Annotated in this window: 19 protein-coding genes; 12 read left to right on the plus strand and 7 right to left on the minus strand. The window is 59.8% G+C overall.

The annotated features are described in order from the left end of the window. Positions 1-25 precede the first annotated feature (25 nt). The gene (locus tag ABFT80_RS18100) at positions 26-1621 is read right to left on the minus strand and encodes a cisplatin damage response ATP-dependent DNA ligase (RefSeq protein ID WP_347973319.1); all 1596 of its coding nucleotides are present in this window, start codon (positions 1619-1621) and stop codon (positions 26-28) included. A gap of 223 nt (positions 1622-1844) precedes the next feature. After that, positions 1845-2855 carry a ligase-associated DNA damage response exonuclease gene (locus ABFT80_RS18105; RefSeq protein WP_347973320.1) on the minus strand — a complete coding sequence of 337 codons (1011 nt, stop codon included), beginning with the start codon at positions 2853-2855 and terminating at the stop codon, positions 1845-1847. 101 nt (positions 2856-2956) lie between these two features. Here ABFT80_RS18105 and ABFT80_RS18110 point away from each other — a divergent pair, with 101 nt between their 5' ends. From ABFT80_RS18110 to pdeM, 3 genes are read left to right on the plus strand one after another with little or no spacing between them, the layout of a single operon-like run. Then, positions 2957-3865 (plus strand): methyltransferase domain-containing protein, encoded by a 909-nt coding sequence (locus ABFT80_RS18110; RefSeq protein WP_347973321.1) that lies wholly within the window; start codon positions 2957-2959, stop codon positions 3863-3865. Between the two features lie 58 nt (positions 3866-3923). Beyond that, positions 3924-6449 (plus strand): ligase-associated DNA damage response DEXH box helicase, encoded by a 2526-nt coding sequence (locus ABFT80_RS18115; protein ID WP_347973322.1) that lies wholly within the window; start codon positions 3924-3926, stop codon positions 6447-6449. Then, positions 6446-7159, plus strand: a complete 714-nt coding sequence (gene pdeM / locus ABFT80_RS18120) for a ligase-associated DNA damage response endonuclease PdeM (protein ID WP_347973323.1) — start codon at positions 6446-6448, stop codon at positions 7157-7159. Before ABFT80_RS18115 ends, pdeM begins: the two co-directional genes overlap by 4 nt. Positions 7160-7195: 36 nt before the next feature. Here pdeM and ABFT80_RS18125 read toward each other — a convergent pair whose 3' ends face one another. The 3 genes from ABFT80_RS18125 to ABFT80_RS18135 all read right to left on the minus strand — a co-directional run bounded on the left by ABFT80_RS18125 (position 7196) and on the right by ABFT80_RS18135 (position 12681). Further along, positions 7196-7981, minus strand: a complete 786-nt coding sequence (locus ABFT80_RS18125) for a TIGR02186 family protein (protein WP_347973324.1) — start codon at positions 7979-7981, stop codon at positions 7196-7198. Beyond that, complete coding sequence (locus tag ABFT80_RS18130; protein ID WP_347973325.1) at positions 7978-8907, minus strand: sulfite exporter TauE/SafE family protein; 930 nt, start codon at positions 8905-8907, stop codon at positions 7978-7980. The genes ABFT80_RS18125 and ABFT80_RS18130 overlap by 4 nt, the downstream gene beginning before the upstream one ends. 297 nt (positions 8908-9204) lie before the next feature. Continuing rightward, on the minus strand, positions 9205-12681 hold the full coding sequence (locus ABFT80_RS18135) for a peptidoglycan-binding protein (RefSeq protein WP_347973326.1): 3477 nt from the start codon (positions 12679-12681) through the stop codon (positions 9205-9207). Between the two features lie 419 nt (positions 12682-13100). Here ABFT80_RS18135 and ABFT80_RS18140 point away from each other — a divergent pair, with 419 nt between their 5' ends. From ABFT80_RS18140 to ABFT80_RS18170, 7 genes are all read left to right on the plus strand, one after another. Next, positions 13101-13565 carry a MerR family transcriptional regulator gene (locus tag ABFT80_RS18140; RefSeq protein WP_347973389.1) on the plus strand — a complete coding sequence of 155 codons (465 nt, stop codon included), beginning with the start codon at positions 13101-13103 and terminating at the stop codon, positions 13563-13565. Positions 13566-13825: 260 nt separating this feature from the next. Beyond that, the gene (locus ABFT80_RS18145) at positions 13826-15622 is read left to right on the plus strand and encodes an acyl-CoA dehydrogenase C-terminal domain-containing protein (protein ID WP_347973327.1); all 1797 of its coding nucleotides are present in this window, start codon (positions 13826-13828) and stop codon (positions 15620-15622) included. Between the two features lie 90 nt (positions 15623-15712). Then, positions 15713-16921: an acetyl-CoA C-acetyltransferase gene (locus ABFT80_RS18150; RefSeq protein WP_347973328.1), complete on the plus strand. Its 1209-nt coding sequence runs from the start codon at positions 15713-15715 to the stop codon at positions 16919-16921. Positions 16922-17115: 194 nt separating this feature from the next. Continuing rightward, the gene (locus ABFT80_RS18155; protein ID WP_347973329.1) at positions 17116-19338 is read left to right on the plus strand and encodes a 3-hydroxyacyl-CoA dehydrogenase NAD-binding domain-containing protein; all 2223 of its coding nucleotides are present in this window, start codon (positions 17116-17118) and stop codon (positions 19336-19338) included. A gap of 20 nt (positions 19339-19358) precedes the next feature. Then, complete coding sequence (locus ABFT80_RS18160; RefSeq protein ID WP_347973330.1) at positions 19359-19898, plus strand: thioesterase family protein; 540 nt, start codon at positions 19359-19361, stop codon at positions 19896-19898. Between the two features lie 344 nt (positions 19899-20242). Further along, positions 20243-20881, plus strand: a complete 639-nt coding sequence (locus tag ABFT80_RS18165) for a S24 family peptidase (protein WP_347973331.1) — start codon at positions 20243-20245, stop codon at positions 20879-20881. A gap of 15 nt (positions 20882-20896) precedes the next feature. After that, positions 20897-21715 carry a thermonuclease family protein gene (locus tag ABFT80_RS18170; protein WP_347973332.1) on the plus strand — a complete coding sequence of 273 codons (819 nt, stop codon included), beginning with the start codon at positions 20897-20899 and terminating at the stop codon, positions 21713-21715. On the opposite strand, the gene ABFT80_RS18175 is transcribed toward ABFT80_RS18170, so the two are convergent. After that, positions 21678-23330 carry a lysine--tRNA ligase gene (locus ABFT80_RS18175; RefSeq protein WP_347973333.1) on the minus strand — a complete coding sequence of 551 codons (1653 nt, stop codon included), beginning with the start codon at positions 23328-23330 and terminating at the stop codon, positions 21678-21680. The genes ABFT80_RS18170 and ABFT80_RS18175 overlap by 38 nt on opposite strands. A 146-nt stretch (positions 23331-23476) precedes the next feature. On the opposite strand from ABFT80_RS18175, the gene ABFT80_RS18180 reads away from it, so the two are divergent. After that, positions 23477-23890 (plus strand): tellurite resistance TerB family protein, encoded by a 414-nt coding sequence (locus tag ABFT80_RS18180; RefSeq protein ID WP_347973334.1) that lies wholly within the window; start codon positions 23477-23479, stop codon positions 23888-23890. An 11-nt stretch (positions 23891-23901) separates the two neighbouring features. On the opposite strand, the gene ABFT80_RS18185 is transcribed toward ABFT80_RS18180, so the two are convergent. Continuing rightward, positions 23902-24744 carry a transporter substrate-binding domain-containing protein gene (locus ABFT80_RS18185; protein ID WP_347973335.1) on the minus strand — a complete coding sequence of 281 codons (843 nt, stop codon included), beginning with the start codon at positions 24742-24744 and terminating at the stop codon, positions 23902-23904. A gap of 248 nt (positions 24745-24992) precedes the next feature. Here ABFT80_RS18185 and ABFT80_RS18190 point away from each other — a divergent pair, with 248 nt between their 5' ends. After that, positions 24993-26966 carry a glycosyltransferase family 2 protein gene (locus ABFT80_RS18190; protein ID WP_347973336.1) on the plus strand — a complete coding sequence of 658 codons (1974 nt, stop codon included), beginning with the start codon at positions 24993-24995 and terminating at the stop codon, positions 26964-26966. Positions 26967-26969 lie beyond the last annotated feature (3 nt).

Below are 26969 nucleotides of genomic sequence, written 5' to 3' on the forward strand. Positions count from 1 at the left end.
AGCCTCGATCGCTTTTATACCAGCCCTAATCCAGCAACGCCTGCAACGTCTCGATCCTATCCGCCTCGTCCGAAGGCTTGTCCCAGCGCAGCCGTGAAATGCGCGGAAATCGCATCGCAACGCCGGATTTATGCCGCGTCGAGCGGTTGAGGCCTTCGAAGGCGATTTCGAGGACCAGCCCCTGTTTGCGGTCGGCGCGCACGGAGCGGACCGGGCCGAAGCGTTCTATCGTGTTGTCGCGCACATATTTGTCGATCTGCTTCAGTTCCTCGTCGGTGAAGCCGAAATAGGCTTTGCCGACCGGCACGAGTTCTTCCTCGCCCTGCTCACCCTGCCAGACGCCGAATGTGTAATCGGAATAAAAGCTCGAGCGCTTTCCGTGACCGCGCTGCGCGTACATCAGCACGGCATCGACGGTGAACGGATCGCGCTTCCATTTGAACCACGGCCCCTTCGGTCGCCCCGCAACATACGTGGAATCCCAGCGCTTCATCATCACGCCTTCGATGACCGGATGCGGCGGCTCCTTCCGCATTGCCTCCAGCGTGTGCCAGTCGGCATAAGGTGCCAGCGGCGAGAGGTCGAAGCGCGTCGGGTCGAGCGTCTTGATGAAACTTTCCAGCCGCTTGCGACGCTCGGCAAAGGGCAGGGCGCGCAAATCCTCCGTGCCTTCCTGCAACAGATCGTAGCAGCGCACGAAGGCTGGAAATTGCTGCCTGATCTTCGGCGAAACCGTCTTTCGGTTCAGCCGCTGCTGCAAATCGGAAAATGTGCCGGTGGCCTGCGTCGGATCGCCAACCAGCAATTCGCCGTCGAGTGCCGCGTCGAAATCCATCGCCTCGACCAGATCGGGAAACGCGCCTGAAATATCGTCGCCGGTACGCGAATAAAGCCTGCGCACGCCGCCCTCGCACACTGCCTGCACGCGAATGCCATCCCATTTCCATTCGGCGGCATAGTCTGCCGGATCGAGCTTTTCGAGATCGCTGTCGCTGACCGGCGTCGAAAGCATGACCGGGCGAAACAGCGCTTGCGCGGTTTTTTCGGGCTTGTCCGCCTTGCCTTCGAGCCATGCGAACAGCGAGATGTAGGGCGGCGTCAGCCCGTGCCAAAGTTCCTCGATTTCCGCCACATCGACCTTCCCGAAATCCGCCAGCGCCTGCTTGGCGAGGCGCGCCGAAATGCCGATGCGCAATCCCCCCGTCACCAGCTTGATGATGGCGAAGCGCGCGGCGATTTCCGCATTGTCGAGCAGGTCGGCCAGCACTTTCGGTCCATCGGACCGGCTTGCTTTCTGTAGGCGCTCGATCACTTCGGAAAGCGTCAATTGATGGTTTTGCCCGGTTTGTATCTCGGGCCAGACAAGCGAAACCGTCTCGGCAAGATCGCCGACATAATCGTAGGAATAGCCAAACAGAACCGGGTCCATCCGCTCGGCCACCAGCGCGCGCAGCATTGCGGGCTTCACGGCGGCAATGGACAGATCACCAGTAATCGCCGCAAGCGCCAGCCCGCGATCGGGGTCTTCCACGGCGGCGAAGTAGTCGACAAGCAGCGTCAGCTTGCCGTTTCGTGACGGGGTGAGGACGAGGCGGTCGAGAAGTTCGGCGAAGCGGTTCATGAGTTGTCGGCCCGCGCGATGAGAGGTTTGCGTTCCTTCGTGCCCCCCTCTGTCCTGCCGGACATCTCCCCCACGGGTGGGGAGATTGGCTGTGTCCTCGACGGCGCTAATCCTTCAAAGATTGGCGAAATCACCAATGAAGTCTGATCTCCCCACCTGTGGGGGAGATGTCCGGCAGGACAGAGGGGGGCAACGTAGAGCGGGGCGATGATTACAGACTGCATCAATCCCCCTCATCCTCATACCCGACCAAATGCAGCGGTCGCGCCGCAATACCATTGATCTCGCACCAGCGAACCAGCGCTTCCTCGCGCCCATGCGTCACCCACACTTCCGACGCGCCGGTCTCGACGATTGTCTCCGTCAACTCGTCCCAGTCTGAATGATCCGAAATGATCAGCGGAAGCTCGACGCCGCGCTGCTTGGCGCGTTGGCGAATGCGCATCCAGCCGGACGCAAAGCACGAGACGGGATCGGGAAATCGCCGCGCCCAGCGGTCGGCAAAGGCCGATGGCGGGCCGACGACGATGGCGCCAGCGAAATCGCCCTTATGCCCGCTATCGACGGTAGCAGGCTGCAGATCGCCAAGCGCTATGCCTTGCGATTGGTAATATTCGCTGAGTTTGACGAGCGCGCCATGAATATAGATTGGCCTGTCAAAACCGGCATCGCGCAAAAGCCGCATCACCCGCTGCGCCTTGCCGAGCGCATAAGCGCCGACGAGATGTGAGCGCTCCGGGAACTGCGCGACGGATTTCAACAGCCGCGCGACCTCTTCGGTGTCCGGCGGATGGCGGAACACCGGCAGGCCGAAGGTCGCCTCGGTGATGAAGACATCACATTTGATCGGCTCGAACGGCAGACAGGTCGCATCGCGCACGCGCTTGTAGTCGCCGGAAGCGACGATCCTGACGCCGCCATGTTCCACCGCGATTTGCGCTGAGCCCAGCACATGCCCCGCCGGATGAAAGCTGATCATCACGCCATTTATGTCGATGCGCTCGCCAAGTTTCGCGGCCTGCGTTTCCTCAGCAAAGTTTTCGCCATAACGCAGCGCCATGATGTCCAGCGTCTCGCGCGTCGCCATCACCGATCGGTGGCCGGAGCGTGCGTGATCGGAATGGCCATGCGTTATCAGCGCGCGATTCACGGGCCGGATCGGGTCGATGAAAAAATCGCCCGGCGGACAATAAAGGCCTTCGGGCCGAGGATGGAGCAATTCGCTGGCGCGCATTCTTTCAAGATAGTGTCTCAGTGGCGCGGGAAAAGCCTGTTGCAAAATCATATTCCGGGCGCTAGATCGCGCTGCTTTCCTCACATTGCGAGACGACCGCCGTGAAGCCATTGCCTGCCTCTTCCGGCGACCTGCTGGCGGACCGCCGTGCGGACTATGCGAATATGCTGTTCGCCTCGAAAGACCATGCCGCCGCTGCCGAAGTGCTGATGGGCGCGCTGGAAATCGCACCCGATTGGGCGATGGGCTGGTTCCGTCTTGGCGAATTCCATGAGGCTGCTGGCGATAAAGTTCAGGCCGCAGAGGCATGGCGTATGAGTTTGAAACTCGAACCGGCGGATCGTCCGGGCGCAACGCTCAAACTCGAATTGCTAGGCGTTGAACCCGCCACAAGCGCCCCGCCAAGCGCATTTGTGGAGACACTTTTCGATCAATACGCGCCGAAATTCGAGAAATCGCTGGTCGAATTGCTCGATTATCGGGTTCCTGAACTGCTGGAATCCGAAATTCTGGCGCAGAAAACGAGCGATTTTCGTCATGCAATCGACCTCGGCTGCGGTACTGGCCTGATGGGCGAACGCCTCCGCCCGATCTGCGAGCGACTCGACGGCTACGATATTTCGGCGGAAATGCTGAAAAAAGCCCGCGCCAAGAACGTCTATGACAGTCTCACCAAAGCCGATCTGCAGGATCTGCTCCTGCCGCCCGAAAGTGCCGACCTGATCGCCGCCGCCGACGTTTTCATGTATTTGGGAGCGTTGGAAAATATAGTTGCAACTGTAACCAATGGGCTTTCGAAGGGCGGTTTGTTCGCGTTTTCGGTTGAGCTTCATGACGAGCCGGAAGGTTTTACGCTTCGACCATCGAGACGTTATGCGCATTCGGAAAGCTACCTGAAAGAGGTTCTGGCGTGCTGGAATTTCGAAATCCTGTCGATGCGAATGGAGATTATCCGGCGTGATCGCGGTGAGCCGCTGGAGGGGTTGATCGTCGTGGCGAAAAAGCCCTGATCACCTTTTGTTCGCAATTTTGCTTGGCGAGTGCAGATATTCGCGCTAGTTCAGGCGTGTGACGAAGCAAGTCCGCCCCGATCCTGAGATCAGTGCCGCAGCGACCCTGCCAGCCCCATTTTTAAGATGGTTCGGCGAGCGCGGATGGTCGCCCCGGCCGCACCAGCTCGATCTCCTGTCGCGTGCGCAGGCGGGCAAATCGGTGCTGCTGATTGCGCCGACGGGTGCAGGCAAAACGCTTGCCGGTTTCCTGCCGACGCTTACCGATCTGGCGGAACGCCCGAAGCGCAGACCGGGGCAGGTGCAGCGCGGCATTCACACGCTCTACATTTCGCCGCTCAAGGCGCTTGCCGTCGATATCGAGCGAAATCTCGGCAAGCCGGTCGAGGAAATGGGCCTGCCGATAACGCTGGAAACGCGCACCGGCGATACCCCCGCACACAAGCGCCAGCGCCAGAAGCTTGTGCCGCCGGACATTCTCATGACGACGCCGGAGCAATTGGCGCTGCTGATCGCGGCCAATGATGCAGAGCGTTTCTTCAAAGATTTGCGCTACATCGTGCTGGACGAGCTCCACTCGCTGGTGACGTCCAAGCGCGGGCATCTCCTGTCGCTGGGGCTGGCGCGGCTTCGCCACCTCAATCCGCATCTGCAGGCGATCGGCCTGTCCGCGACCGTTGCCGAACCGGACGAGTTGCGCCGCTGGCTGGTCGATCAGAACCCGCCGGGAGACATGGCCGATCTGATAACCGTTTCGGGCGGCGCGAAACCTGTCATCACCATCCTGAACTCGGAAGAGCGCGTTCCGTGGGCCGGGCATTCGGCGCGTTATGCGGTGCCGGAAGTCTATGAAGCGATCAAAAATCACAAGACGACGCTGCTGTTCGTCAACACGCGCAGCCAGGCCGAATTGCTGTTTCAGGAATTGTGGCGCGTCAACGAGGATAGCCTGCCGATAGCGCTGCATCATGGCTCGCTCGATGTCAGTCAGCGACGGCGAGTCGAAAAGGCGATGGAAGACAATGCGTTGCGCGCCATCGTCGCGACCTCGACGCTCGATCTCGGCATTGACTGGGGCGATGTCGATCTGGTCGTGCATGTCGGCGCACCCAAGGGTGCCAGCCGTCTGGCGCAGCGCATCGGTCGCTCCAACCATAGAATGGACGAGCCGAGCCAGGCGATTCTGGTGCCCGCAAACCGTTTCGAAGTGCTGGAATGCCGCGCAGCACTTGAGGCGAATTATCTCGGCGCGCAGGACACGCCGCCGCTGGTCGAAGGCGCACTCGATGTGCTTTCGCAGCATGTTCTGGGAAGCGCCTGCGGCGCGCCTTTTCATGCCGATGCGCTTTACGAGGAAGTGCGCGGTGCCGCACCCTACGCGGACCTCGACCGCGAAACATTCGACCGTGTTATCGATTTCGTTGCGACCGGCGGCTACGCGCTGAAAAGCTATGAGCGCTATGCCCGCATCCGCAAGACGAAGGAAGGGCTGTGGCGCGTCAGCCATCCGCGCATTGCGCAGCAATACAGGCTGAATGTCGGCACGATCATCGAGGTTCCGGCGCTCAACGTGCGTTATGCGCGCCGCGCGCGAAAAGGCATGCCGATGCGCGGGGGCATGGTGCTCGGCAAGATCGAGGAAGCCTTTCTCGAAACGCTGGTCAATGGCGACACATTCATGTTCGGGGGCAGGGTCGTACGGTTCGAAGGCATTCGCGAGAGCGAATGCTACGTCACCGATGCGACCGGAAGCGATGCGAAAGTGCCTTATTATGGCGGCGGGAAATTCCCGCTTTCGACCTATCTTGCCGATCAGGTGCGCAGCATGATCGCCGATCCTGAACGCTGGAAGGCGCTGCCCGAACAGGTGGCCGACTGGCTGCGCATTCAGGCCGAAAAATCGGTCCTGCCGCGCCGGGAAGATTTGTTGATCGAAACGTTTCCGCGCGCCAACCGCCATTACATGATTGCCTACGCTTTCGAGGGCAGGCTGGCGCACCAGACGCTGGGCATGCTTCTGACGCGACGGCTGGAGCGGGCAGGGGCACGGCCGCTGGGTTTCGTCGCGACCGATTATGCGCTTGGCATCTGGGCGCTTGGCGACCTCGGACGGATGTTCAAAAAGCGGGACTATTCGCTCGACGCACTATTCGACGAGGACATGCTGGGCGACGATCTGGAAGCGTGGCTGGCGGAAAGCTGGCTGCTCAAGCGCACTTTCAGAAATTGCGCATTGATTTCCGGGCTCATTGAAAAGCGCCATCCCGGCCAGGAAAAAAGCGGCAGGCAGGTGACGGTCTCAGCCGACCTCATTTACGACGTTTTGCGCAGCCATGAGCCGGACCATATTCTGCTTCAGGCGACGCGGGCTGAAGCCGCCACGGGCCTGCTCGATGTCAGGAGACTTGCCGAGATGCTCTCGCGCATCAAGGGACGAATCATGCATAAGGATCTCGACCGCATCTCGCCGCTTGCAGTGCCGATCATGCTCGAAGTCGGCAAGGAATCGGTGAATGGCGAGGCAAACGACACGCTGCTTCTCGAAGCATCCGGCATGATCGAAGAAGCCATGGGCGAAGGATGACCATAGCACTCAAGGCAGATACGGGAGCTAAGCCCGAGCTGGTCGAAATTGCCGGAGAACTGGCGATCTGCGACCCGCGCGGCGTGCTGTTCTTCCCCGATCTCGGCGTGCTGACAGTCTCTGACCTTCATCTGGAAAAGGGCTCGTCCTACGCGCGGCGCGGCGCGATGATCCCGCCTTACGATACGGCGGCGACGCTCATGCGGCTTCATGGCGTGATCGAGACGTACAGGCCACGCACGGTCATCAGCCTCGGCGACAGTTTCCACGATGGCGGCGGTGCCGCACGCATGCCGACGCCGTTCCGCGACAGATTGGTCGACATGATGGCTGGTCGCGACTGGTTCTGGGTTGCGGGCAATCACGATCCCGATGCGCCTGCCGATCTTCCCGGCGAGACCGTGCTCGAAATCGCGCTCGGCAATCTGCTTTTCCGGCATGAGCCTTCGCATAAGGCGGGGCGCGGCGAGATCGCAGGGCATCTGCACCCTTGCGCGCGCGTCGTGCAACGCGGTCGCTCGGTGCGGCGGCGCTGTTTTGCCAGCGATGGACACCGGCTGATCATGCCCGCATTCGGGAGTTTTACTGGGTCGCTGAACGTGCTGGACCGCGCTTATTCCGGGCTTTTCCAGCGCCAGAGCCTGACGGCTTATATGCTGGGGGCGAACAGGGTGTTTGCTATTGCGGGGTCTATGTTGAGGCCGGGCTGAGGTTTTCGAAGCACGCACTTCCAAACCGAAACCGCCTCAATCCTTCTTGAACACGATCCGCCCGATCCAGCCCGTAAGCATGGCCAGCCCGACGGCAAAGAAGCCGTAGAAAATCGAGTGGTTGTTTGCCAGGCGATAGATCGTCTGCTCGAAACCGGATTTCACGATTGCGAGCTGTGCCGAGGTTTCCTTCACGAACAGGCCGTTGCGGAACAGGAAGGCGCGGGCCTTGTGCGTGCCGACTGGAATGTTGGGTGCCAGTGCCACCGTGGCGCGAAACAGGTTCTGCGACAGGAAGTGCACGCCGCCGATGCGCTCGGTGTAGACGCCGGTGGCTTTCTTTCGATCACGCAAGGCCGCCTTGAATTCGGCAATGGTTGTTGGATTGCCGGAACGGTCCATCGGTTCGATGTGCAGATAGTCGGCGCCCAGCGACAGACGTTTGTATGAATTCGGATCGGTCACGTCCTGTGGCATGCGCGTGGTCGATACGGAATAGGACACCGGCACGTTGACGAATGTTTCGGAATCCGTGTTGATCCACATGCCGAGCACGCGGCTCTTGCGCCGCACGACCACGGGCCGCGCCGGGCCTTCCAGCACGACGATGACGTCGTAGCGGCCCTGCCGGTTTATCAGCGGATCGACATTTTCGAGCGCTCCGAAAATGGTGAGGTCGGCACCCGAAAAATCGGCGGTGATGGAAACGCGGTCGGTCGAAAGCCCGATCTGGATGTTTTCCTGCCTGACATCGGGCTCTTGCGCCGTGGCCGCGCCCGCCCAGAGCATTGCTGCCGCGAAGATTGCGGGCGCCGCCCTCATTGGCTCTGCCCTTCGAGACCGGTCAGCGAATAGAGGTTCGAAGGCTGGATAAACAGGTCGAATGCCAGCCTGAGAGCCACCGCCAGAACCAGAAGCCCAAGCAATGCACGCAACTGTTCGCCGCGCAGGCGCTGACCTGCCTTCGCGCCATATTGCGCGCCCGCCACGCCGCCGATCATCAGCACGATGGCCAGGATGATATCGACCGTATGGTTCGTGGAGGCGTGTACGATCGTCGTGTAGGCGGACACGACAATGATCTGGAACAGCGACGTTCCGACGACAACATTGGTCGGCACCTTCAGGAGATAGATGAGCGCTGGCACCATGATGAAGCCGCCGCCGACACCCATGATCGACGACAGGAAGCCGATGGCAGCACCGATGCCCAGAACGGGAATGACGCTGACGAAAAGCTTCGAGGTGCGAAACCGCATTTTCAGCGGCAGGCGGTGAATCCAATTGTGCTGGCCGGGTTTTTTCAGGGAAGGCGGCGGGCCGCCCTTGCTGCGCCGCAAAGCGTTGACGCTTTCGACGAGCATAAGCCCGCCGACAGTGCCGAGCAGAACGACATAGAGCAGCGAAATGAACAGGTCGAGCTGGCCGATGCTGCGCAGCAGCGAGAACACATAGACGCCGCCCGTCGAGCCGACGATACCGCCGGCAAGCAGCACGGTGCCCAGCTTGAAGTCGATCGTCCTGCGTTTCAAATGCGCCAGGGCGCCGGAAAAAGAGGAGGCGATGACCTGGTTCGCGCCAGTGGCGACTGCGATGGCGGGGGGAATGTTATAGAAGATCAGAAGCGGGGTGATGAGAAAGCCGCCGCCAACGCCGAAAAGACCCGAGAGGAACCCTACCGCCGCCCCCATGGCAAGCAGTACAAGGACGTTCACGGACATTTCCGCTATCGGGAGATAGATCCCCACCCGTGGTCTCGATCAGCTAGTTCGTATTGCGAAGGTTCCCGTCTCTTGTCGGAAACGGATGTTGCAGAATTAGGTCGTTCTTGCGCCGACATTGCGGCAGTGTCAAATGCCGCGGCCTGCTGAAACGAAAAACAAGTCAAATAGTTAACACGCGGCTTTCGCCTGCGGCATTCCGGAAACGACACCAGAGCGTCGGACGGAAAAGCGGAATCCGGTTTTCGGATTATTCCCGCGCTCCATCAAATATTCAGATCGTCCTTTGTGCGTCCGAAAGGACGCATGGCGATCTAACGGCAATTAATTGCGCGCAATCAGCGCCCGTACGAACTTTTCGTCGATCTCGCCGGTGGCTGGCATGTCGTTGTCTTTCTGGAACTGGGCGATTGCAGCCTTTGTCTTCTGCCCGGCCAGGCCGTCCGGCTTGCCGGCGTCATAGCCGTTCTTGTTCAGATAGGTCTGGATGTTCTGCATCGCCTTTTTCACGTCGATGCCGGCGGTCGGCGTCGGATCGATCGACTGCCAGGATTCCGGGATCTCGACCGTGTTCGCTTCGGCGTTGAGCGGCTTGGCTTTCCACAATTCGACGGAGGCGCGGGCGCGCTCGAGCTGTTCGGGGCGAAGCGATGTGGCGATCTCGTCACGCTTTGCGGTCGCATCCTTGTCGCCGGTCTTGGCGACGAGGCCGAACCATTTGTAGGATTCCTCCAGGCTCTGCGGCATGCCGACGCCCTTGGCGGCAAGGATGCCCAGATTGAACTGGCTGTCCTTCACGCCGAGATCGGCGGCCTCGATGAACCAGCGCGTGGCCGAATCATTGTCGGTTACGCCGTCCGCACCCATGGCGAAAAGCACGGCCAGATTGTGCATGGCGCTGGCATTGCCCTGATTTGCGGCAAGCTGGTACCAGGTCTTGGATTTCGCGATGTCGCGTTCGACGCCCAATCCTTTTTCGTAAAGATTGCCGATGCGATACTGGGCGGGCGCGAAGCCGAGTTCGGCTGCCTGCTCGTACCATTTTGCGGCTTCCGCCATATTGGCGTTCATGCCGCGGCCTTCTGCGTAATTCGTCGCGACCTCGAACATTGCCTTCGCATCGCCCGCCTGCGCTGCCTCGCGCAGTGGCTCCGGACCGGCATTTGCAGGCACGACGATGGGAGAAGGCGTCTCTGCTTTTTCCATGGCAGGTGCGGCAGGCTGGACGGGAAGGTCCGGCGTGTCGATATCCGGCTGGATTGCTGCCGTCTGGATCGGGCTTTCGATTGCAGGCGCGGGGCTTGCAGCCTGAATTTCGGGTGCGTCGCTTGTGACTTCGGATGTGGCGGACAGATCCATCGACGTGTCGGTGGTCTGGTCTTCGAGCTGCACGCTCTGCGCAGGCTCGCTCATAAAGGCGCTGCCAAGCTGCAGACCGGCAATGCTGAGTGCGACGGCGGTGGTTGCCATCAGAACCGTCTTGCGACGCTTCTTGAGAATGTCGCCGACGCGAAGCGCGCGAACCGGACCCTTTACGCCGGACTGCTGCTTGAGGACTTCGGCCTCTGCGGCGGCGGCCTGCGCTGCGCGGCGTGCGGCTGCGATAAAATCTGACTTGCCTGCGTCGATCTCGTTGGCACGGCTTGCCTGGCCACGCTCATCACGCACGCGGCGCAGGATTGCGTTCAAGTCCGGTGCGCCCGAACCGGGTTCCAGCGGACGATTGGCCGATTTTGCGCTCAGCGGTTCATCGAGATCGACGGCCGGCGCGACTTCGGGAGCCGAAGCGCTTGTCGTCGGTTCCGTACGCTGTGCCTGCGGAGCGTTTTTGCGCGATGCAAAGGCGCGGGCAAGACCGCCGAACAGCGACTTGGCCTTGCGGCTGCCTTCCTGTTCTTCGGTAACGTCGGAGTCCATCGCTGCCATTGCGGCCGCAGCCGCTGCCTCCGCTGGCGTGCGAACCGGACGTTCTTCCTGGAACACGGACGGCGTTTCTGCCGAAAGCGGCAGTGCGTCGTTCAGGTCGAGCGACGGAACGTTTTTAACGGCTTCGCGGTTCGCGAAGGCCAGCGCCGGCAATTCCGGCTCGTGGGTTTCGAGCGAACCGAGACGGTCGACGATCTTGAGAAGCGTGTCGTGGATGGCCTCGAACGTCTTGGCGTTGCGCTCGTCGGAGCGGCGCGTAAGCGTCTCGAGTGCTTTCAGATCTTCTGCCAAAGCGCCGTCATTGGCCGGAATGGCCAGCGAGCGCACGGCGTTTTCGGCGGCAGAGCGTGCAGCCTCCATAATGCTGTCGCGGCTTTCGGCGATGGATTTTTCGATGTCGCTGAGGCGCGGGCTGATGTCTTCGAATTCGGGCAATGGAGCGCCCGGCTGCGAGAGATGGGCCGAAAGACCGGCGACCTGCGATTCAAGGCTCTTGATCAGGCTGGAATCGATGCCGGAAAACTGGCTGGCAGAATTGTCGATGCGCGCCGAGATTTCCTCAAGCCGCGTTTCGAGCGCTCTGATCGCCCCGTTGGATTCGTCCCTGCCATGCGTTTCGAGGCGCGTCGCAAGAGCCGCGAAGCGGGCGTCGATGGCGTCCATGATGCTGGAATTGTCGAGCGACTTTTCAGCATTGTTGCGGTCGAGGCGGTCTGCGACGTCTTCGAGCCTGCGCTCGAGATCGCGAAACAGAACACTGCTCTGTTCCATAGCGTCGCCCTGACGGCGCTCGATTACGTCCGAGAGAATGTCGAAGCGCTGCTCGATACCGCGAAAGATAGGCTCTGCATCGAGCGCCTGAGGTGCTTGCCTGCCCGCCACTTCCTCGATCTGAAGCGCCAGCGAACCGATGCGTGCCTCGATGCGCTGGAATGGCTCCGGGTCGAAATTCGGGATCTGCGCTGCAACGCTGGAAGCCAGAATGGCGCGCGAGATTTCATCGAGGCGTTCCTCGATCAGGTTGAATGTGTCGGAGCCGCGATTTGCTTCCTGGCCTACGAAATGATCGACCGCGCCGGAGAGCGTCCGGACCTTTTCTTCCAGCGTGCGCAGCGAAAGCGATTCCGGCAGATTGTTCACGGCAGCGCTGATATGCTCCAGCCGCTCGGTCAAAGCTTCGATGGCCGGATCGGATGCAGGGCTTGCAGGTGCGGTCACGCGGCTTTCGAAATCCGTCCAGCGCCGGTCGAAATCATCCCAGCGCTGATCGACGGAGCGCAGCGTCTCCTCGCGTGCAAGCGTCGAAAGTGCATTGCGCACCTGTTCGACTTCGAGCCGCAGAAGGCCGATGCTCTTGTCGTCGCTGCGTTCGGAAAGATTGGCAATTGCGCCCGAAAGACGTTCGAACTCAACGCCGAGCTCGCTGCAATCCTTCATGCTGACGCCGCCGGAATAGGTATCCGCCATTTCCTTGCGAAGCGTATCGAATTCGCGCTTCACACCGGAGGTCAACTGGCCGCGCAGTTCTTCGCGAAGGCCCTTTAATTCGCTGGCGATCTTGCCGAATTCGGCAACGCCGTTTTCCTGTGCGCGTACGCGGTCGATGTCATGCGCGAGCGAATGGTAGGCGGCATCCGAAACACGCGGGTTTGCGGCAGGCCTGCGCTGGCGAAGGCGCTCTTCTTCAAAGATGTTTCGTGCGCTCTGCGTCTGGCGCGGCGCAGCACGTGGGGCCTCGTAAGGCGTTTCGGTTCTCGACCGGCCAATGCGCTGTTCGAGCTCTTCCAGCGATCTGTTGAGCTGGTCTAGCGTCGAGTGCGGGCGCCGTTGACGCCCTGCGTTCAGTGTATCGAGATAGGATCGCTTGCTGTTCATCGAAACGCCCGTTTTCCTGTTCCGGCTGGCGCCGGTGCCCCAGAATTCTCTTTTGGAACAACGCGCCCTTGGGCTTGCCGTCCGCCTGCTCAGGGTTGCCCCTTCTTCGAAGACCGCGAGACTCAGTTACTGGACAAACACGGGAGACTGACGCACGCACCTTTGACCAATCGTGGTAAACAAGGTGTTAACCAAACTTAAAATCTCGCAAAGGTTTGATCTCGAAACGCGTCAAAAAGTGCGATTTTTGCCGCTTGCAACATATAGCGGCCACGATTATATCGCTGGCTTCGATGGAAGGGCACGCAGGGCGATGCGTCCATTTCCTCACTTCCTTAAACCTTGATCGGCAAGCGAAGCCCCAAGCTTCCGATCTGGCGTTTTGACATTTGACGCCGCGACGGGGATACAAGAACATGATGATGACCCAAACCGTAGGCAGCGGAACCGCGGCCAATTCCAATGAAACCCACGCAATCAATGATGACGATTTTGCCCGTATCGGCGAAATGGCCAAGAACTATGGAGTGACGCTGCGCACCCTTCGTTTCTACGAAGACAAGGGCCTGCTCAATCCCAAGCGCGACGGCAGCACCCGTCTCTATACCCGCAAGGACCGGGCTCGGCTGAAACTCATCCTGCTCGGCCGCAAGGTCGGTTTCTCGCTGCGCGAAGTAAAGCAGATGATCGATCTTTACGATCCGACCGGCAGCAATTCCAAGCAGCTTCGCCTGACGCTCGAAAAATCCGAGAAGCAGCGTGCCCGCCTTGAAAAGCAGAAGCTGGTGATCGAGGACGCCATCTCCGAACTGGACCAGGCAATGTCCACCGTGCGCGAAATGCTGGCATCTGCGGCACCGGCAAAGGCAAGCGCTGCGAACTGATCTCTCAAATATTTCGTCTTCGAAGGCCAGCCGTTCACGCGGCTGGCCTTTTTGTTTGCGCGTCGCGTGGTTGACGCATTGCGCGTCTGCGCCAAGTTTCAATCTCTGATTTTGAAGAAATCGTCAGTGTGCTCTGGTGAAAAATCGACGCACGCACTAAATTGACGTTTACGCAAACGTCAACTTTTGCTAAGACGTCTCGCAAGCGGATGTGGCCTTCATTCCGAGGGCCGATTTCCCATGTGTTTGGAGGAACATGCATGCCGATCTATCGCGCCCCTGTTCAGGACACCCTTTTCATTCTCAACGATGTTCTGGGCTATGAGCGTCACAGCAATCTTCCCGGCTTTTCGGATGCCGGCGGAGACGTTCTGGAAGCAATTCTCGCCGAAGGCGCGAAGCTTGCGGAAAACGTTCTCCAGCCGACCAACCGTGCCGGTGATCTCGAAGGTTGCGTGCGCAACGACGATGGATCGGTAACGACGCCGAAAAGCTTCCGGCAGGCCTATGAGCAATATCGCGAAGGCGGCTGGATCGGCCTTTCGGTCCCTGAGGAATATGGCGGGCAGAACCTGCCTTACATAATCCATTCGGCTGTCGGCGAGTATATGTCCTCGGCCAACATGTCGCTTATCATGTATCCGGGTCTGACGCAGGGCGCGATTGCAGCGCTTCTCGTCCACGGCTCGGATGAGCAGAAGACCACCTGGCTGCCGAAGATGGTCGAAGGTACGTGGACCGGCACGATGAATTTGACCGAGCCGCATTGCGGAACCGATCTCGGCCTGCTGCGCAGCAAGGCCGTGCCGAATGGCGATGGCAGCTACAAGATTTCCGGCCAGAAGATTTTCATCTCCGCTGGCGAGCATGATCTTTCCGACAACATCGTCCATCTCGTTCTGGCTCGCATCGAAGGTGCGCCGGAAGGCGTGAAGGGTATTTCGCTTTTCATCGTGCCGAAGTTCAATCTCGACGATGCCGGCAATCCGGGGACGCGCAACGGCGTGTCCTGCGGTTCCATCGAAGAGAAGATGGGCATCCACGGCAATTCGACCTGCGTCATGAATTACGACGAGGCGACCGGCTATCTGCTGGGTGCTGAAAATGGCGGGTTGAAAGCCATGTTCACGATGATGAACGAAGCGCGTCTGGGCGTCGGCCTGCAGGGTCTGGCGATCTCGGAAGTCGCTTACCAGAACGCGGTCGACTACGCGAAAGAGCGTATTCAGGGTCGCTCGCTTTCGGGTGCGAAGGCGCCGGACAAGAAGGCCGATCCGATCATCGTGCACCCCGACATCCGCCGCTCGCTGATGACCATGAAGTCGTTCAACGAGGCCGGCCGCGCGCTGCTTTTGTGGACCGCACTTTCCTCAGACATCGCGCATCGCTCTGCCGATGACAAGGAGCGTCAGGAAGCCGACGATCTGCTCAGCCTGTTGACGCCGATCGTCAAGGGCGTGCTGACCGACAAGGGTTTCGATCACGCTGTCATGGCGCAGCAGGTGTTCGGCGGCCACGGCTATATCGAAGAACACGGCATGAGCCAGTTCGTGCGCGATGCACGCATCGCCATGATCTATGAAGGCGCCAACGGCATTCAGGCGCTCGATCTCGTCGGCCGCAAGCTGGCGCTGAACGGTGGCCGCGCAGTGCAGGCTTTCTTCAAGGAAGTCGGCGAATTCTGCGAGGAAAACCGTTCCGACGAAAAGCTCGCACCATTCACCAAATCGCTGAAAAAAGGCCTGAACGATCTGCAGGCGGCGACCATGTGGCTGATGCAGAACGCCATGCAGAAGCCGGATAATGCAGGCGCTGCATCGACCGACTACATGCACCTCTTCGGCCTCGTCGCGCTCGGCTACATGTGGGCAAGGATGGCCAAGACGGCGCAGGGCAAGATCACCGAAGGCGCAAATGGTTCGGCGGATTTCCTTGAAACCAAGCTCGTCACCGGCCGCTATTTCATGGAACGCGTGATGCCCGAAACGTCGGCCCATCTGGCCCGCATTTCGACCGGCGCGGACACGATGATGGCGCTTTCGGCGGACGCGTTCTAAAACTCATCTATCGCCCGAAACGACCCCGCACGAAATTAAACTGCCGGTCGCCAGTCTGACGCGACGACCGGAAAAACAGGGAGAAGAAACATGGCCGACGCTTTTGTCTACGACGCGGTGCGCACGCCGCGCGGACGCGGCAAGAAGGATGGCGCGCTTCACGAAGTGCCTGCCGTCCGGCTTGGCGCAAAGGTGCTCGAAGCGCTGCGCGACCGTAACGATCTGGACACCGGCACGGTAGACGACATCATCTTCGGCTGCGTCGATCCGGTCGGCGAGGCAGGCTCGGTCATCCCGCGCTCGGCAGCCTTCGAGGCTGGCTATGACAATGCCGCTCCCGGCATGCAGATTTCGCGCTTCTGCGCATCGGGCTTGGATGCCATCAATTTCGGCGCGGCCAAGATCGCGCAGGGCGCAGACGAAATCGTCATCGCGGGTGGCGTCGAATCCATGTCGCGCGTTGGCATGGGCATGTCGGGCGGCGCGTGGTTCATGGACCCGTCAGTTGGTTTTCCGGGCTGGTTCGTGCCGCAGGGCATTTCGGCCGATCTGATCGCCACCAAATACGGTTTCAGCCGCGACGATGTCGATGCTTACGCCGTCGAGAGCCAGAAGCGCGCAGGCAAGTCCTGGGAAAAGGGATACTTCAAGAATTCGGTCGTGCCGGTGAAGGACCAGAACGGCCTGACCATTCTCGACCGCGACGAACATATGCGCCCGACCACCGACATGCAGTCGCTTGCCGCGCTCAATCCGTCCTTCGTCATGCCCGGTGAAATGGGCGGTTTCGATGCGGTCGCGGTGCAAAAGCATCCCGAAATCGAAGCGGTGAACCACGTCCATCATGCGGGCAATTCGTCCGGCATCGTCGATGGTGCGGCGGCAGTTCTGCTCGGTTCCAAGAAGGCTGGCAAATCGCTCGGCATGAAGCCGCGCGCGCGCATCCGCGCTTTTGCCAATATCGGTTCGGAACCTGTGCTGATGCTGACCGGCCCAGTCGATGTGACGGAAAAGCTGCTCAAGCGCGCCAAGATGAAGATTTCGGACATCGATCTGTTCGAGCTCAACGAGGCCTTCGCCTCGGTCGTGCTGCGCTACATGCAGGCATTCGACATTCCGCATGACAAGATCAATGTCAATGGCGGCGCGATTGCCATGGGCCATCCGCTGGGTGCCACCGGCGCGATGATCTTCGGCACCGTGCTGGACGAGCTTGAACGGCGCAATCTGAACACCGCGCTCGTCACGCTTTGCATCGGCGCTGGCATGGGCACGGCCACGATCATCGAACGGGTGTAGCGCCTCTTTCTTCTCCCCGCGTGCGGGGAGAAGGTGGCCCGAAGGGTCGGATGAGGGGCGGCGTCAAAGTTTGCAAGGTCAGTTCCGCCCCTCACCTGCCTGCCGGCATCCTCTCCCCGTGAACGGGGAGAAGACCACAGTTTCACCGTCGCGGTTTTTCGCTGACGCAACAGACTTCAAGGAGGAACTCTCCAATGGCCGACTACACAAATTTCACCGTCAAAACCGACGCCGACGGCATCGCCCTCGTAACATGGGACATGCCTGAAAAATCCATGAACGTCTTCACCGAGGAGGTGATGGACGAGCTTGACAAGATCGTCGATCAGGTGGTGACCGACGCGTCCGTAAAGGGTGCCGTCATCACGTCCGGCAAGGAGACCTTCTCCGGCGGCGCGGACCTCACCATGCTCAAGCGTATGCTGACGCTATTCCACGAAAAGAAGGCGAAGGACCCGCAGGCGGCAGTCCAGCTTCTGTTCGACAATGCCGGTCGCATGAGCGCGCTTTTCCGCAAGATCGAAACCTCCGGCAAGCCGTGGGTTTCGGCGATCAACGGCACCTGCATGGGCGGCGCTTTCGAAATGTCGCTGGCCTGCCATGGCCGGGTGGCGGCCGATGGCGACAAGGTCAAGATGGCGCTTCCTGAAGTGAAGGTCGGCATCTTCCCCGGTGCTGGCGGCACGCAGCGCGTTCCGCGTCTGGCCAACACGCAGGAAGCCCTGCAGATGCTGACGTCGGGCCAAAACCTTTCCGCCAAGAAGGCGAAGGGCATGGGCCTCGTCCATGAAGTCGCCGAACCCGCAAAGCTGATCGAGACTGCAAAGGGCCTTATCAAGAATGGCCTGAAGCCGGTCCAGCCCTGGGACGAAAAAGGCTTCAAGGCACCCGGCGGTCCGGTCTATTCCGCAGCCGGTGCAAACCTCTGGCCACCGGCAATCGCTATTCTGCGCCGCGAAACCTACGGCAATTATCCCGCCGCAACCGCGATCCTGAAATGCGTTTATGAAGGTCTGCTGATTCCCTTCGATACGGGCCTGAAGATCGAGCAGCGCTATTTCACCGAAATCATGCAGACGACCGAAGCGGCGATGATGATCCGCTCGCTGTTCGTGTCCCTACAGGAACTGAACAAGGGCGCGCGTCGTCCCGAAGGCATTGCCGAAACGAAGTTCAAGAAGATCGGCGTGCTCGGTGCGGGCTTCATGGGCGCGGGCATTGCCTATGTCACGGCCAAGGCGGGCATTCCCGTCGTGCTGCTCGACCGCGATCTGGAATTCGCTACCAAGGGCAAGGCCCATTCGGAAAATCTTATCGCCGAGCAGGTCAAGAAGGGCCGCGCCAGCGCGGAAGACAAGGACCGTCTTCTGTCGCTGATCACGCCGACCGCCGACTATGCGGATCTGGACGGCTGCGATCTCGTCGTCGAGGCCGTGTTCGAGGATTCCGAGGTCAAGAAAGCTGCGACGGAACAGGCCGAAGCGGTGCTGAAACCTGCCGCAATCTTCGCCTCCAACACGTCGACCATTCCGATCACCGGACTGTCGAAGAACTCGATCCGCCCGAAAAATTTCATCGGCATCCACTTCTTCTCGCCCGTCGACAAGATGCTGCTGGTCGAGATCATTCTGGGCAAGAAGACCGGCGACAAGGCGCTCGCGGTGGCGATCGACTATGTCCGCGCCATCAAGAAAACGCCGATCGTCGTCAACGACACGCGCGGCTTCTACGTCAATCGCTGCGTGCTTCGTTACATGTCGGAAGCCTACAAGATGCTGATCGAGGGCGTACCTGCACCTATGGTGGAAAATGCCGCCAAGGCAGCCGGAATGCCGGTCGGCCCGCTCGCTTTGACGGATGAGACAGCCGTCGATCTGGCGCAGAAGATCATGAAGCAGACCATCCGCGATCTTGGCGACAAGGCCGTCGATCCAAAGCAGATGGATTTGATCAACACCATGGTCGACAAGCATGGCCGCTTCGGCCGCAAGAACGGCAAGGGTTTTTACGATTATCCGGCCAAGCCCGCGAAAAAGAGCCTGTGGCCGGGCCTCAAGGATTTTTACCCGCAGCTCGATGCCGACAAGATCGACTATGAGGAACTCAAGCAGCGCTTCCTCGTGGTGATTGCGCTGGAAGCGGCCCGCGTCATGGAGGAGGGCATCGTCACCGATCCGCGCGAAGCCGATGTCGGCTCGATCCTCGCCTTCGGTTTTGCGCCCTATACGGGCGGTGCTTTGTCCTACATCGATGGCATTGGCGCGGACAAGTTTGTGAAAATCGCCAAGTCGCTTCAGAAGAAATACGGCGCGGAATTCAAGGCGCCCAAGCTTCTCATCGACATGGCCGCCAAGGGCGAAACCTTCTACGAGCGTTTCGATCCATACGGCAAGCGCGAGGCGAAGAAGGCGGCCTGAGGCCGCTTTCGAGAAACCGCATGTATGTCTGGGCGCGTCTTCTAAGGGTCGTGGCGACGTCTTCTCGCCGCGGCCCGTATATGGTCGGTGATGAAAGCCGCCTGTCGTTTCGATGCCTGCCGACCGACATCGATTCCAACGTGCACCTCAACAATGCGCGCTACATGATGCTGGCCGACATCGGCCGCATCGATATTTTCTACCGCACCGGCCTGATCGAAATTGCCCGGAAGAATAAGTGGGCACCGATGCTCGGCGGCCTGCAAGCCGTCTTCGTGCGCGAGATCCGGCTGTGGAAGAAATTCGACGTGGTTTCGAGCATCGAGACCTGGGACGGCTCGCAGGTCATCGGGCGGCACAAATTCGTGCTGGAAGACGGGCGCGTCGCGGCAATCGTTCTGACGACTGCCGGGCTTTACGACACCCGGAACAAGAAGTTCCTCGAAATGTCCGATGTGCTGGATGCGCTGGGTGTCGTGGCGCATCCGCGTGAGCCAAGCGAGGCGGAGCGCATCTTCATGGAATCACATTCGGGCTTGCGGGAGATTGCGAAGCGCTAGGGGTAGGTTGTGCGTGCTTCGACAGGCTCAGCATGAGGGGCGCTTAGGTGCGTCCTTCGAGGCTCACTGCGTTCGCACCTCAGGATGAGGGAAGTGGGCGCACTTGCTACTTAAAATATGGACGTTGGTGGTTCAGGTTTATTTCCTGAAATCCACTACCTCCCTCATCCTGAGGTGCGAGTGAAACGAGCCTCGAAGGACGCACCCAAGCGCCCACCTCCCTCATGCTGAGCCTGTCGAAGCACGCACCCCCACACCTCCCAGCACCAAATCCCCCTAGACATCCGAATCCCACACGTTTAAACATAAAAAGGTATTTTTTCCTCTTTGGAATGGAGCAATGAATGCTCTCGCATAGCCGGGTTTGGGCCGCGATCGATGCGCTGGCTGCTCTTCATTCTCTCTCCGCATCCGGGCTTGCCAAGCGCGCCGGGCTGGATTCGACGGCTTTCAACAAATCGAAGCGGGCGTCATCTGATGGCAGGCCGCGCTGGCCGTCGACCGAATCGCTGGCCAAGATCATGGACGCCACCAATTCCTCGATGCAGGAGTTCATGCGGCTGCTGGAAGAAAAGCCTCAACATGCTTCCGCCCAAACTTCGAAAATCCCGTTGCTCGGTTTTGCGCAGGCAGGTGCTGGCGGCTTCTTCGACGATGCCGGGTTCCCGACCGGGCAGGGGCATGAGCTGATCGAGCTTCCATCGCGTTCCACGGAAAACTCCTATGCGTTGCAGGTGCAGGGCGATTCCATGCTGCCGCTTTACCGCGATGGCGATGTGCTGATCGTCGAGCCGGGCGCCACGGTACGCAAGGGCGACCGCGTGGTGTTGAAGACGGTTTCGGGAGAAGTCATGGCCAAGGTGCTCGAACACCGCAACACCAAGGCTGTCGACCTGCTTTCGCTCAATCCCGAACATCCGAACAGGCACATTCCGGTGGCCGAGGTCGAATGGCTGGCGCGGATTGTCTGGGCAAGCCAGTAAGTCTAAGCTTTGGCGATGAGACCCCTCATAGCAGTCAGCGCCGCAGGCTCGATCGTCGTCATGGGAATTTTGATTGTCGCGGGCGGCAATCTGCTCGACCGGCAAGTCTCCGTGCCTCAGCCCGGCCAGCCAGATGCAATCACCATCGATCCGATCGACCCGGCAGATTTGCCGCCGGAGGTGAGCGACGTCGAACCTGAGGCGGAAAAGCCTCTTCCATGGCGACCCTCACGCCATAAACCGCCTGCACCTGAAACGCAGGCAGGCTTCGAACGTGTCGAACCGCGCGATCCCTTGAGCGGCATAGGTCAGGCCCAGCCGCCGCAACAGGGAGAGCCGAGGGCCAAGCCGCTTTACCGGCCGGTCGCATCGGCTGCGGGCAGGATCGAGGCGATGGGTTATACGGTCGAGATCGACAATATCGACGCCGTCACTGCCGACGAGACATGCACGACCGATGGAACGCAATGGCAGTGCGGAGCAAGCGCACGCACCGCGTTCCGTTCGTTTCTGAGGGGCAGGGCGGTCACCTGCACCGTTCCGCCGGAGCCGTCGAAACAGTCTGTCATTTCTTCATGCCACATCGGCAGGCAGGATATCGGCGAATGGCTTGTCGCCAATGGCTGGGCGCGCGCCGCGGAAGGCGGCCCTTATGCCGACGCTGGCGAGGCGGCTCAAAAAGCGGGCAAGGGCGTCTTCGGTCGTCCGCCTGCCGCAGTCAGATTGCCAAGTGTTGAGGCGCCTGTGGTTCAAGAGCCCGCGCCGGAAACCGGCGCAGGCGTTTTTCCGCCAGCGCCTACGCCGCCAATTGTCCCGACAGCGCCTTCTGAATAAGCGCACGCGTTTCCGCGATGCCGTACAAGGCTGCGAATGAGCCGAAACGCGGCCCGCGTTCCTGGCCGATCAGCACCTGATAGATCATCTGGAAGAACGCGACGGAGACGCCGGGGCCTCCCTCCGGGCTCTTCTTGGTATGATCCTGATAGCGCTCGATCTGACGCGCCACATTGAGCGATGCGTTCTGGATAGCCTCGCTGTCGGCACCCGCAGGCAGTGCGCTGAGCGCGTCTGACAGTCTTTGCAAAGCCTCCTGCTCCACCTCGTCGGCTGGACGATAAACTTTCGTAGGCTTCACGAAATCGTCGAAATAGCGGATCGCAAAATCCGCGAGGCGGTCGAGTTCGGGATTGGTCTTGGGCGTAACACCGCTGGCATGGCGCGAAATGTAGCCCCACAGAACATCCTTGTTCTGCGCGTTCGACGCACTCACCAGATTGAGCAGCAGAGCGAAGCTCACCGGCAGTTCGATCGCCGGCGGATTGCCGTCATGTATGTGCCAGACCGGATTGCCGAGACGGTTCTTCCAGTCCTGCTTCGGGTAGGCGGCGAGGAAGCTGTAATATTCGTCTACCGCCTTCGGGATCACGTCGAAATGCAGCTTCTTGGCCGTGCGCGGCTTCTGGAACATATAGAGGGCCAGGCTTTCTGTCGGCGCATAGGTCAGCCACTCGTCGATCGTCAGGCCGTTGCCCTTCGACTTCGAAATCTTCTGGCCTTGCTCGTCGAGAAACAGCTCGTAGACGAAATGCTCCGGCGCCCGCCCGCCAAGCGCTTCGCAAATGCGGTCGTAGACGCTCATATTCGGCCCGTGGTCCTTGCCGAACATTTCGAAATCCACGTTCAGCGCTGCCCATCGTGCCCCGAAATCGGGCTTCCATTGCAGTTTGACGCGACCGCCTGTCACCGGCAGCGTCGTTTCCTGGCCGTCCTCGTCATCGAAGGTGATCGTGCCTGCCTCGGCATCGACTTTTTTCATCGGCACGTAGAGCACGCGGCCGGATTTCGGCGAGATCGGCAGGAAGGGCGAATAGGTCGCACGGCGCTCCTCGCCGAGCGTTGGCAGCATGATGGCCATGATGTCGTCATAGCGTTCGGCCACGCGCTTCAGGATCGCATCGAAGCGGCCCGACTTGTAATAGTCGCTTGCGCTGGCGAATTCATAATCGAACCCGAACGTATCGAGGAAGCGCCGCAGCATCGCATTGTTGTGGTCGCCAAAGCTTGGATAGTCGCCGTCGAACGGGTTCGGCACGACAGTCAGCGGCATGTGGAGATAGGGTTCGAGTGCGGCGCGATCCGGCACGTTTTCCGGAATCTTGCGCATCCCGTCCATATCGTCGGAGAAGCAGAGCAGTCTGGTTGCGACTTTGTCCTGCGTCAGAATACGAAAGGCATGGCGCACCATCGTCGTGCGCGCTACCTCGCCGAACGTGCCGATATGCGGCAGGCCAGATGGGCCGTAGCCGGTTTCGAACAGGACCGTTTCGGGGAATTCATGACCTTTGTAGCGCGCGACGATCTTGCGCGCTTCTTCGAAAGGCCAGGCTTTGCTCTCGGTGGCGGCCTCGAAAACTTCGGGGTTGAGATCGATGATGTTTGATCCCGTCATATGGGTGATCCTGCATTCTTTTCAGCGAATTTGCTGATTGCTCTATGCGCCGGGGTTCAAGGCGTCAACGATTTGGCGGATTTTTCCTTGTTGCGCGGCGCGCTCGTTCCTAATTGAGTGGCGCTAATCATTCACAAGGACGATACATGGCGCTGCCCTCGACCCACGAAGCTCTGATTTATCTGATGGTCATAACCTCCGCCTCGGACCGCGATATGACCAATGTCGAATTGGGGCGCATCGGCGAGATCGTCCGTTCCTGGCCGATTTTCGTCGATTTCGACGACAACAAGCTGGTCGAAACGGCGCGCGCCTGCCAGGTGCTTCTGCACGAACCTGCCGGGCTTTCGGGCGCGCTTGCGCTCGTCGGCAAGGTGCTGCCGCACCGTCTGCACGATACTGCCTATGCGCTTGCCTTCGAGGTCGCATCCGTCGATCTCGAAATGCGCTTCGAGGAATTGCGCGTGCTTCAGCTCATGCGAGAGCATCTCGAACTGGATTCGGTGACGATCGGCGCGCTGGAGCTGGCGACCAAGGCGCGCCATCGCACTCTGACGTGAGATAGCCGACCCTAAAAGAAGCTGACCGGGAAATAACGCAGATAAAGTTCCGCGAAGGTTCCCTTGGCGGAAATCTGCTGCAGGGCGTAGTCGAGCGCCCCGGTCAGATTTGTGTCGTCCTTCGAGACGGCGATTGCCAGCCCTTGCCCAAGAAACTCTGGCGCCAGATAAGGCCCACCGGCAAAGCGGCAGCAATCGTCGGAATCCGCACCTGCCAGCCAGAAGCCGAGGCGCATTCCATCTCCGAAAGCCCCCTCGATCTTTGCGGCTTTCAAATCGTCGAACAGCCATTCCTGCTTGGTGTAGGTGACGGTTTGAACATTCGGAAAATAGGCGCGCAGCATACGCTCATGCGCCGATCCGGCCACGACGCCGATGCGTTTTTCATCAAGCTTGTCGAAAAGCGGTTCTGAAAGAACGCTGGTCTTCGACATGATGAAACGGGCCGGAAACTTCAGATATGGTCGCGAAAACGCATATTTTTCGCGGTTTTCCTCGGTTACCGAAATGCCGGTGATGATTGCTTCGCCTTCGCCCTTTTTCAGCGCATCGTCGAGTTCGCCCCAAGGCAGCGCCTGTATCTGGCAACGATCTGCAATGTCCAGCTCGGCGCAGATCGCGCGCGCCAGTTCGACATGCAGGCCGGATAGACGGCCACCGCCATCGATGAAATTGAAAGGCGGAAAGTCCGTCGTCGTCAGAAAGCGCATACGCGTGAGCGTTGAAAGATCGGGCTTCGGCAGCCGCTCCTTCGCGTCCCAGAACACGGGAACTTCGGTTTTCTGAGCCTGGCTCGAAAACGGGACGATGCCGACAATCGCGGCAAGCAGAATTCTAACGAGCTTCAAGCACATGTTCCAAAACTTGCCGGGCGTGAAATTTTCTTAGCCGGTAAACTAAACCGTTGGCGCGTCGCGCATCATGTGCATAATTGAACCGGGGTTTGCAACATTGGGGGATGTTGCGTGGTGCAATCTGCAGCCGCGTATTCAGGGGCATTCGCATTTTTCTTGGCGTCAGCAGCTTTCTGCCGATGCGAATGGCGTCTTTTTGCATCTTGTGACCTGCTGTCGAAACCGTTCCGCGGCGGAGACGCTCTGCGATGGCTGTAGCGGAGCAGCATCATTCAGGTGAAACGTCCCGTCGCAAACAAAACTGGCCCTCGGCCACGCATCCCCGCCTCAAAGCGGAGCAGGCGAATGAAAATGGCATAAGCCTTTTCACTGCGCTGCTTCTTCCCGAAATTGCTGAGTGGAACCCGGTTCTTGAAAGGCTCGGCATCACCTTCGAAACGGCTGTTTGGGTTGCCTCTCGTGCTGCGTCCCATGGCACGAATTTCCAGACCGAGTTGATGGTTTCGCGACTGGTCACGGAACAGGATTTCTACCGTGCAATAGCCGACGACCTCGGAGTCCTGTTTCAGGAAAAGGTCGCACCGAACGACATCATCCTGCATGAGAAAGATCATACTGCGCTGCTGCGCCGGCAGGACAGGGGGCTGTGCGTGCGCATGGAAAGCCGGGACGCGGGCGCCCCCTTTCTGTTCGCACCGGACCTCGCTTCGGTCAGGCGACTGCGCGAACTATGTGAGAAGGACCCGCAGAACCGCCAGCGCATCAGGATCGTCGCGCCGACCGTGCTGCGTCAGGCGCTTCTTTGGCGGTTGCGGCCAGTCCTGACCGAGAAGGCGACATCCGGCCTGTCGAAGCTCTACGCGGATTGCTCGGCCAAAATCGTTCTCAGTGGCTGGCAGGCCTATGCGGCCGGTGCGCTGACCATCATTTTGCCGGTCGCGCTGTTCGCCTTCTTTCATGAGACGATGCTGGCCTTGCATATTCTGGGCTCGTTGCTTTTTCTTGCCTGCATCGTGCTGCGGATGATGGCGGTGTGGTGGGTTCCCCCGCCGGTTCCAGTCGCAAGACCCGGCCCGCTTTCGCGCGATTGCCCGGTCTATTCCGTACTTGTTGCGCTCTATCAGGAAGCCGATGTGGTGCCCGAATTGCTGGTCGGTCTCAGCAAGATTGTCTGGCCACGCAGCAAGCTGGAGATCAAGCTGATCTGCGAGGAGGACGACGCCGAGACCATCGCGGCAATCACCGCACACCCTTTGCGTGATTTTGTCGAGGTGGTGATCGTGCCGAAATCCATGCCGCGCACCAAGCCGAAGGCGCTCGATTATGCGCTGTCGCTGACCAGCGGCGAATTCGTCGTACTCTACGATGCGGAAGATCATCCGCACCCGCTTCAGCTTGCCGAAGCCTGGCAGCGCTTTCGCGATGGCCCAGCAGAGCTTGCCTGCCTTCAGGCGCCGCTGGAAGTCACCAACAGATCGGCAAGCGGCATCGCACTGATGTTCGCGTTCGAATATGCGGCTTTGTTCCGGCGGACGCTGCCATGGCTCGAAAGCAAGAGGCTGATGCTGCCGCTTGGCGGTACGTCGAACCATTTCCGGCGCTCCGTGCTTGAAGATGTCGGCGCGTGGGATCCACACAACGTCACCGAAGATGCCGATCTCGGCTTGCGTCTCTCACGCTTCGGCTATTCGACCGGCACGCTGACCTACCCGACGCAGGAAGACGGCCCCGAAGATTTCCGGACATGGCTTCCGCAGCGAACGCGCTGGTTCAAGGGTTGGCTGCAAACCTGGCTGGTGCATATGCGCAATCCGGCAGAACTCTGGTCGGATATGGAAAAGCGGTCGTTCTTCGTGGCGCAAATCCTGTTTGCGGGCATGGCATTTTCTGCGCTGGTTCACCCGATGCTGGTGGTGACGGCGATATGGCTCATGACAAAGCTCATCATCGGATCGCCTTTCAGCGTGTTGCAATCGAGCCTGCTGGTCATCGATGCGGTCAATATCGCGCTTGGCTATCTGTCGTTCATTCTGCTTGGTCGCGCTGTGCTGCGAAAAACCGAGAAGAAGGATTTCTGGAAGGTTTGCCTATTCACGCCGGTTTACTGGATGATGCTTTCTTTTGCTGCGTGGCGCGCCGTTTTCAAACTCATCAGAAGCCCGCATGAATGGGAAAAGACCCCGCACAGAGCGAGGTCTTTGCGTCGCATGAACTCACAGTAATTT

The organism is Foliimonas ilicis, assembly GCF_039939195.1.
In the GTDB taxonomy this organism is placed as follows: domain Bacteria; phylum Pseudomonadota; class Alphaproteobacteria; order Rhizobiales; family Rhizobiaceae; genus Foliimonas; species Foliimonas ilicis.

What these genes read in the sequence shown, in the direction of transcription:
- ABFT80_RS18180 (WP_347973334.1), top strand. Translation starts at nt 23,477, where the DNA reads ATGGCGCTGCCCTCGACCCACGAAGCTCTGATTTATCTGATGGTCATA.
- ABFT80_RS18100 (WP_347973319.1), bottom strand. Translation starts at nt 1,621, where the DNA reads ATGAACCGCTTCGCCGAACTTCTCGACCGCCTCGTCCTCACCCCGTCA.
- ABFT80_RS18140 (WP_347973389.1), top strand. Translation starts at nt 13,101, where the DNA reads ATGATGACCCAAACCGTAGGCAGCGGAACCGCGGCCAATTCCAATGAA.
- ABFT80_RS18170 (WP_347973332.1), top strand. Translation starts at nt 20,897, where the DNA reads ATGAGACCCCTCATAGCAGTCAGCGCCGCAGGCTCGATCGTCGTCATG.
- ABFT80_RS18175 (WP_347973333.1), bottom strand. Translation starts at nt 23,330, where the DNA reads ATGACGGGATCAAACATCATCGATCTCAACCCCGAAGTTTTCGAGGCC.
- ABFT80_RS18160 (WP_347973330.1), top strand. Translation starts at nt 19,359, where the DNA reads ATGTATGTCTGGGCGCGTCTTCTAAGGGTCGTGGCGACGTCTTCTCGC.
- ABFT80_RS18185 (WP_347973335.1), bottom strand. Translation starts at nt 24,744, where the DNA reads ATGTGCTTGAAGCTCGTTAGAATTCTGCTTGCCGCGATTGTCGGCATC.
- ABFT80_RS18135 (WP_347973326.1), bottom strand. Translation starts at nt 12,681, where the DNA reads ATGAACAGCAAGCGATCCTATCTCGATACACTGAACGCAGGGCGTCAA.
- ABFT80_RS18125 (WP_347973324.1), bottom strand. Translation starts at nt 7,981, where the DNA reads ATGAGGGCGGCGCCCGCAATCTTCGCGGCAGCAATGCTCTGGGCGGGC.
- ABFT80_RS18150 (WP_347973328.1), top strand. Translation starts at nt 15,713, where the DNA reads ATGGCCGACGCTTTTGTCTACGACGCGGTGCGCACGCCGCGCGGACGC.
- ABFT80_RS18165 (WP_347973331.1), top strand. Translation starts at nt 20,243, where the DNA reads ATGCTCTCGCATAGCCGGGTTTGGGCCGCGATCGATGCGCTGGCTGCT.
- ABFT80_RS18145 (WP_347973327.1), top strand. Translation starts at nt 13,826, where the DNA reads ATGCCGATCTATCGCGCCCCTGTTCAGGACACCCTTTTCATTCTCAAC.
- ABFT80_RS18190 (WP_347973336.1), top strand. Translation starts at nt 24,993, where the DNA reads ATGGCTGTAGCGGAGCAGCATCATTCAGGTGAAACGTCCCGTCGCAAA.
- pdeM (WP_347973323.1), top strand. Translation starts at nt 6,446, where the DNA reads ATGACCATAGCACTCAAGGCAGATACGGGAGCTAAGCCCGAGCTGGTC.
- ABFT80_RS18155 (WP_347973329.1), top strand. Translation starts at nt 17,116, where the DNA reads ATGGCCGACTACACAAATTTCACCGTCAAAACCGACGCCGACGGCATC.
- ABFT80_RS18105 (WP_347973320.1), bottom strand. Translation starts at nt 2,855, where the DNA reads ATGCGCGCCAGCGAATTGCTCCATCCTCGGCCCGAAGGCCTTTATTGT.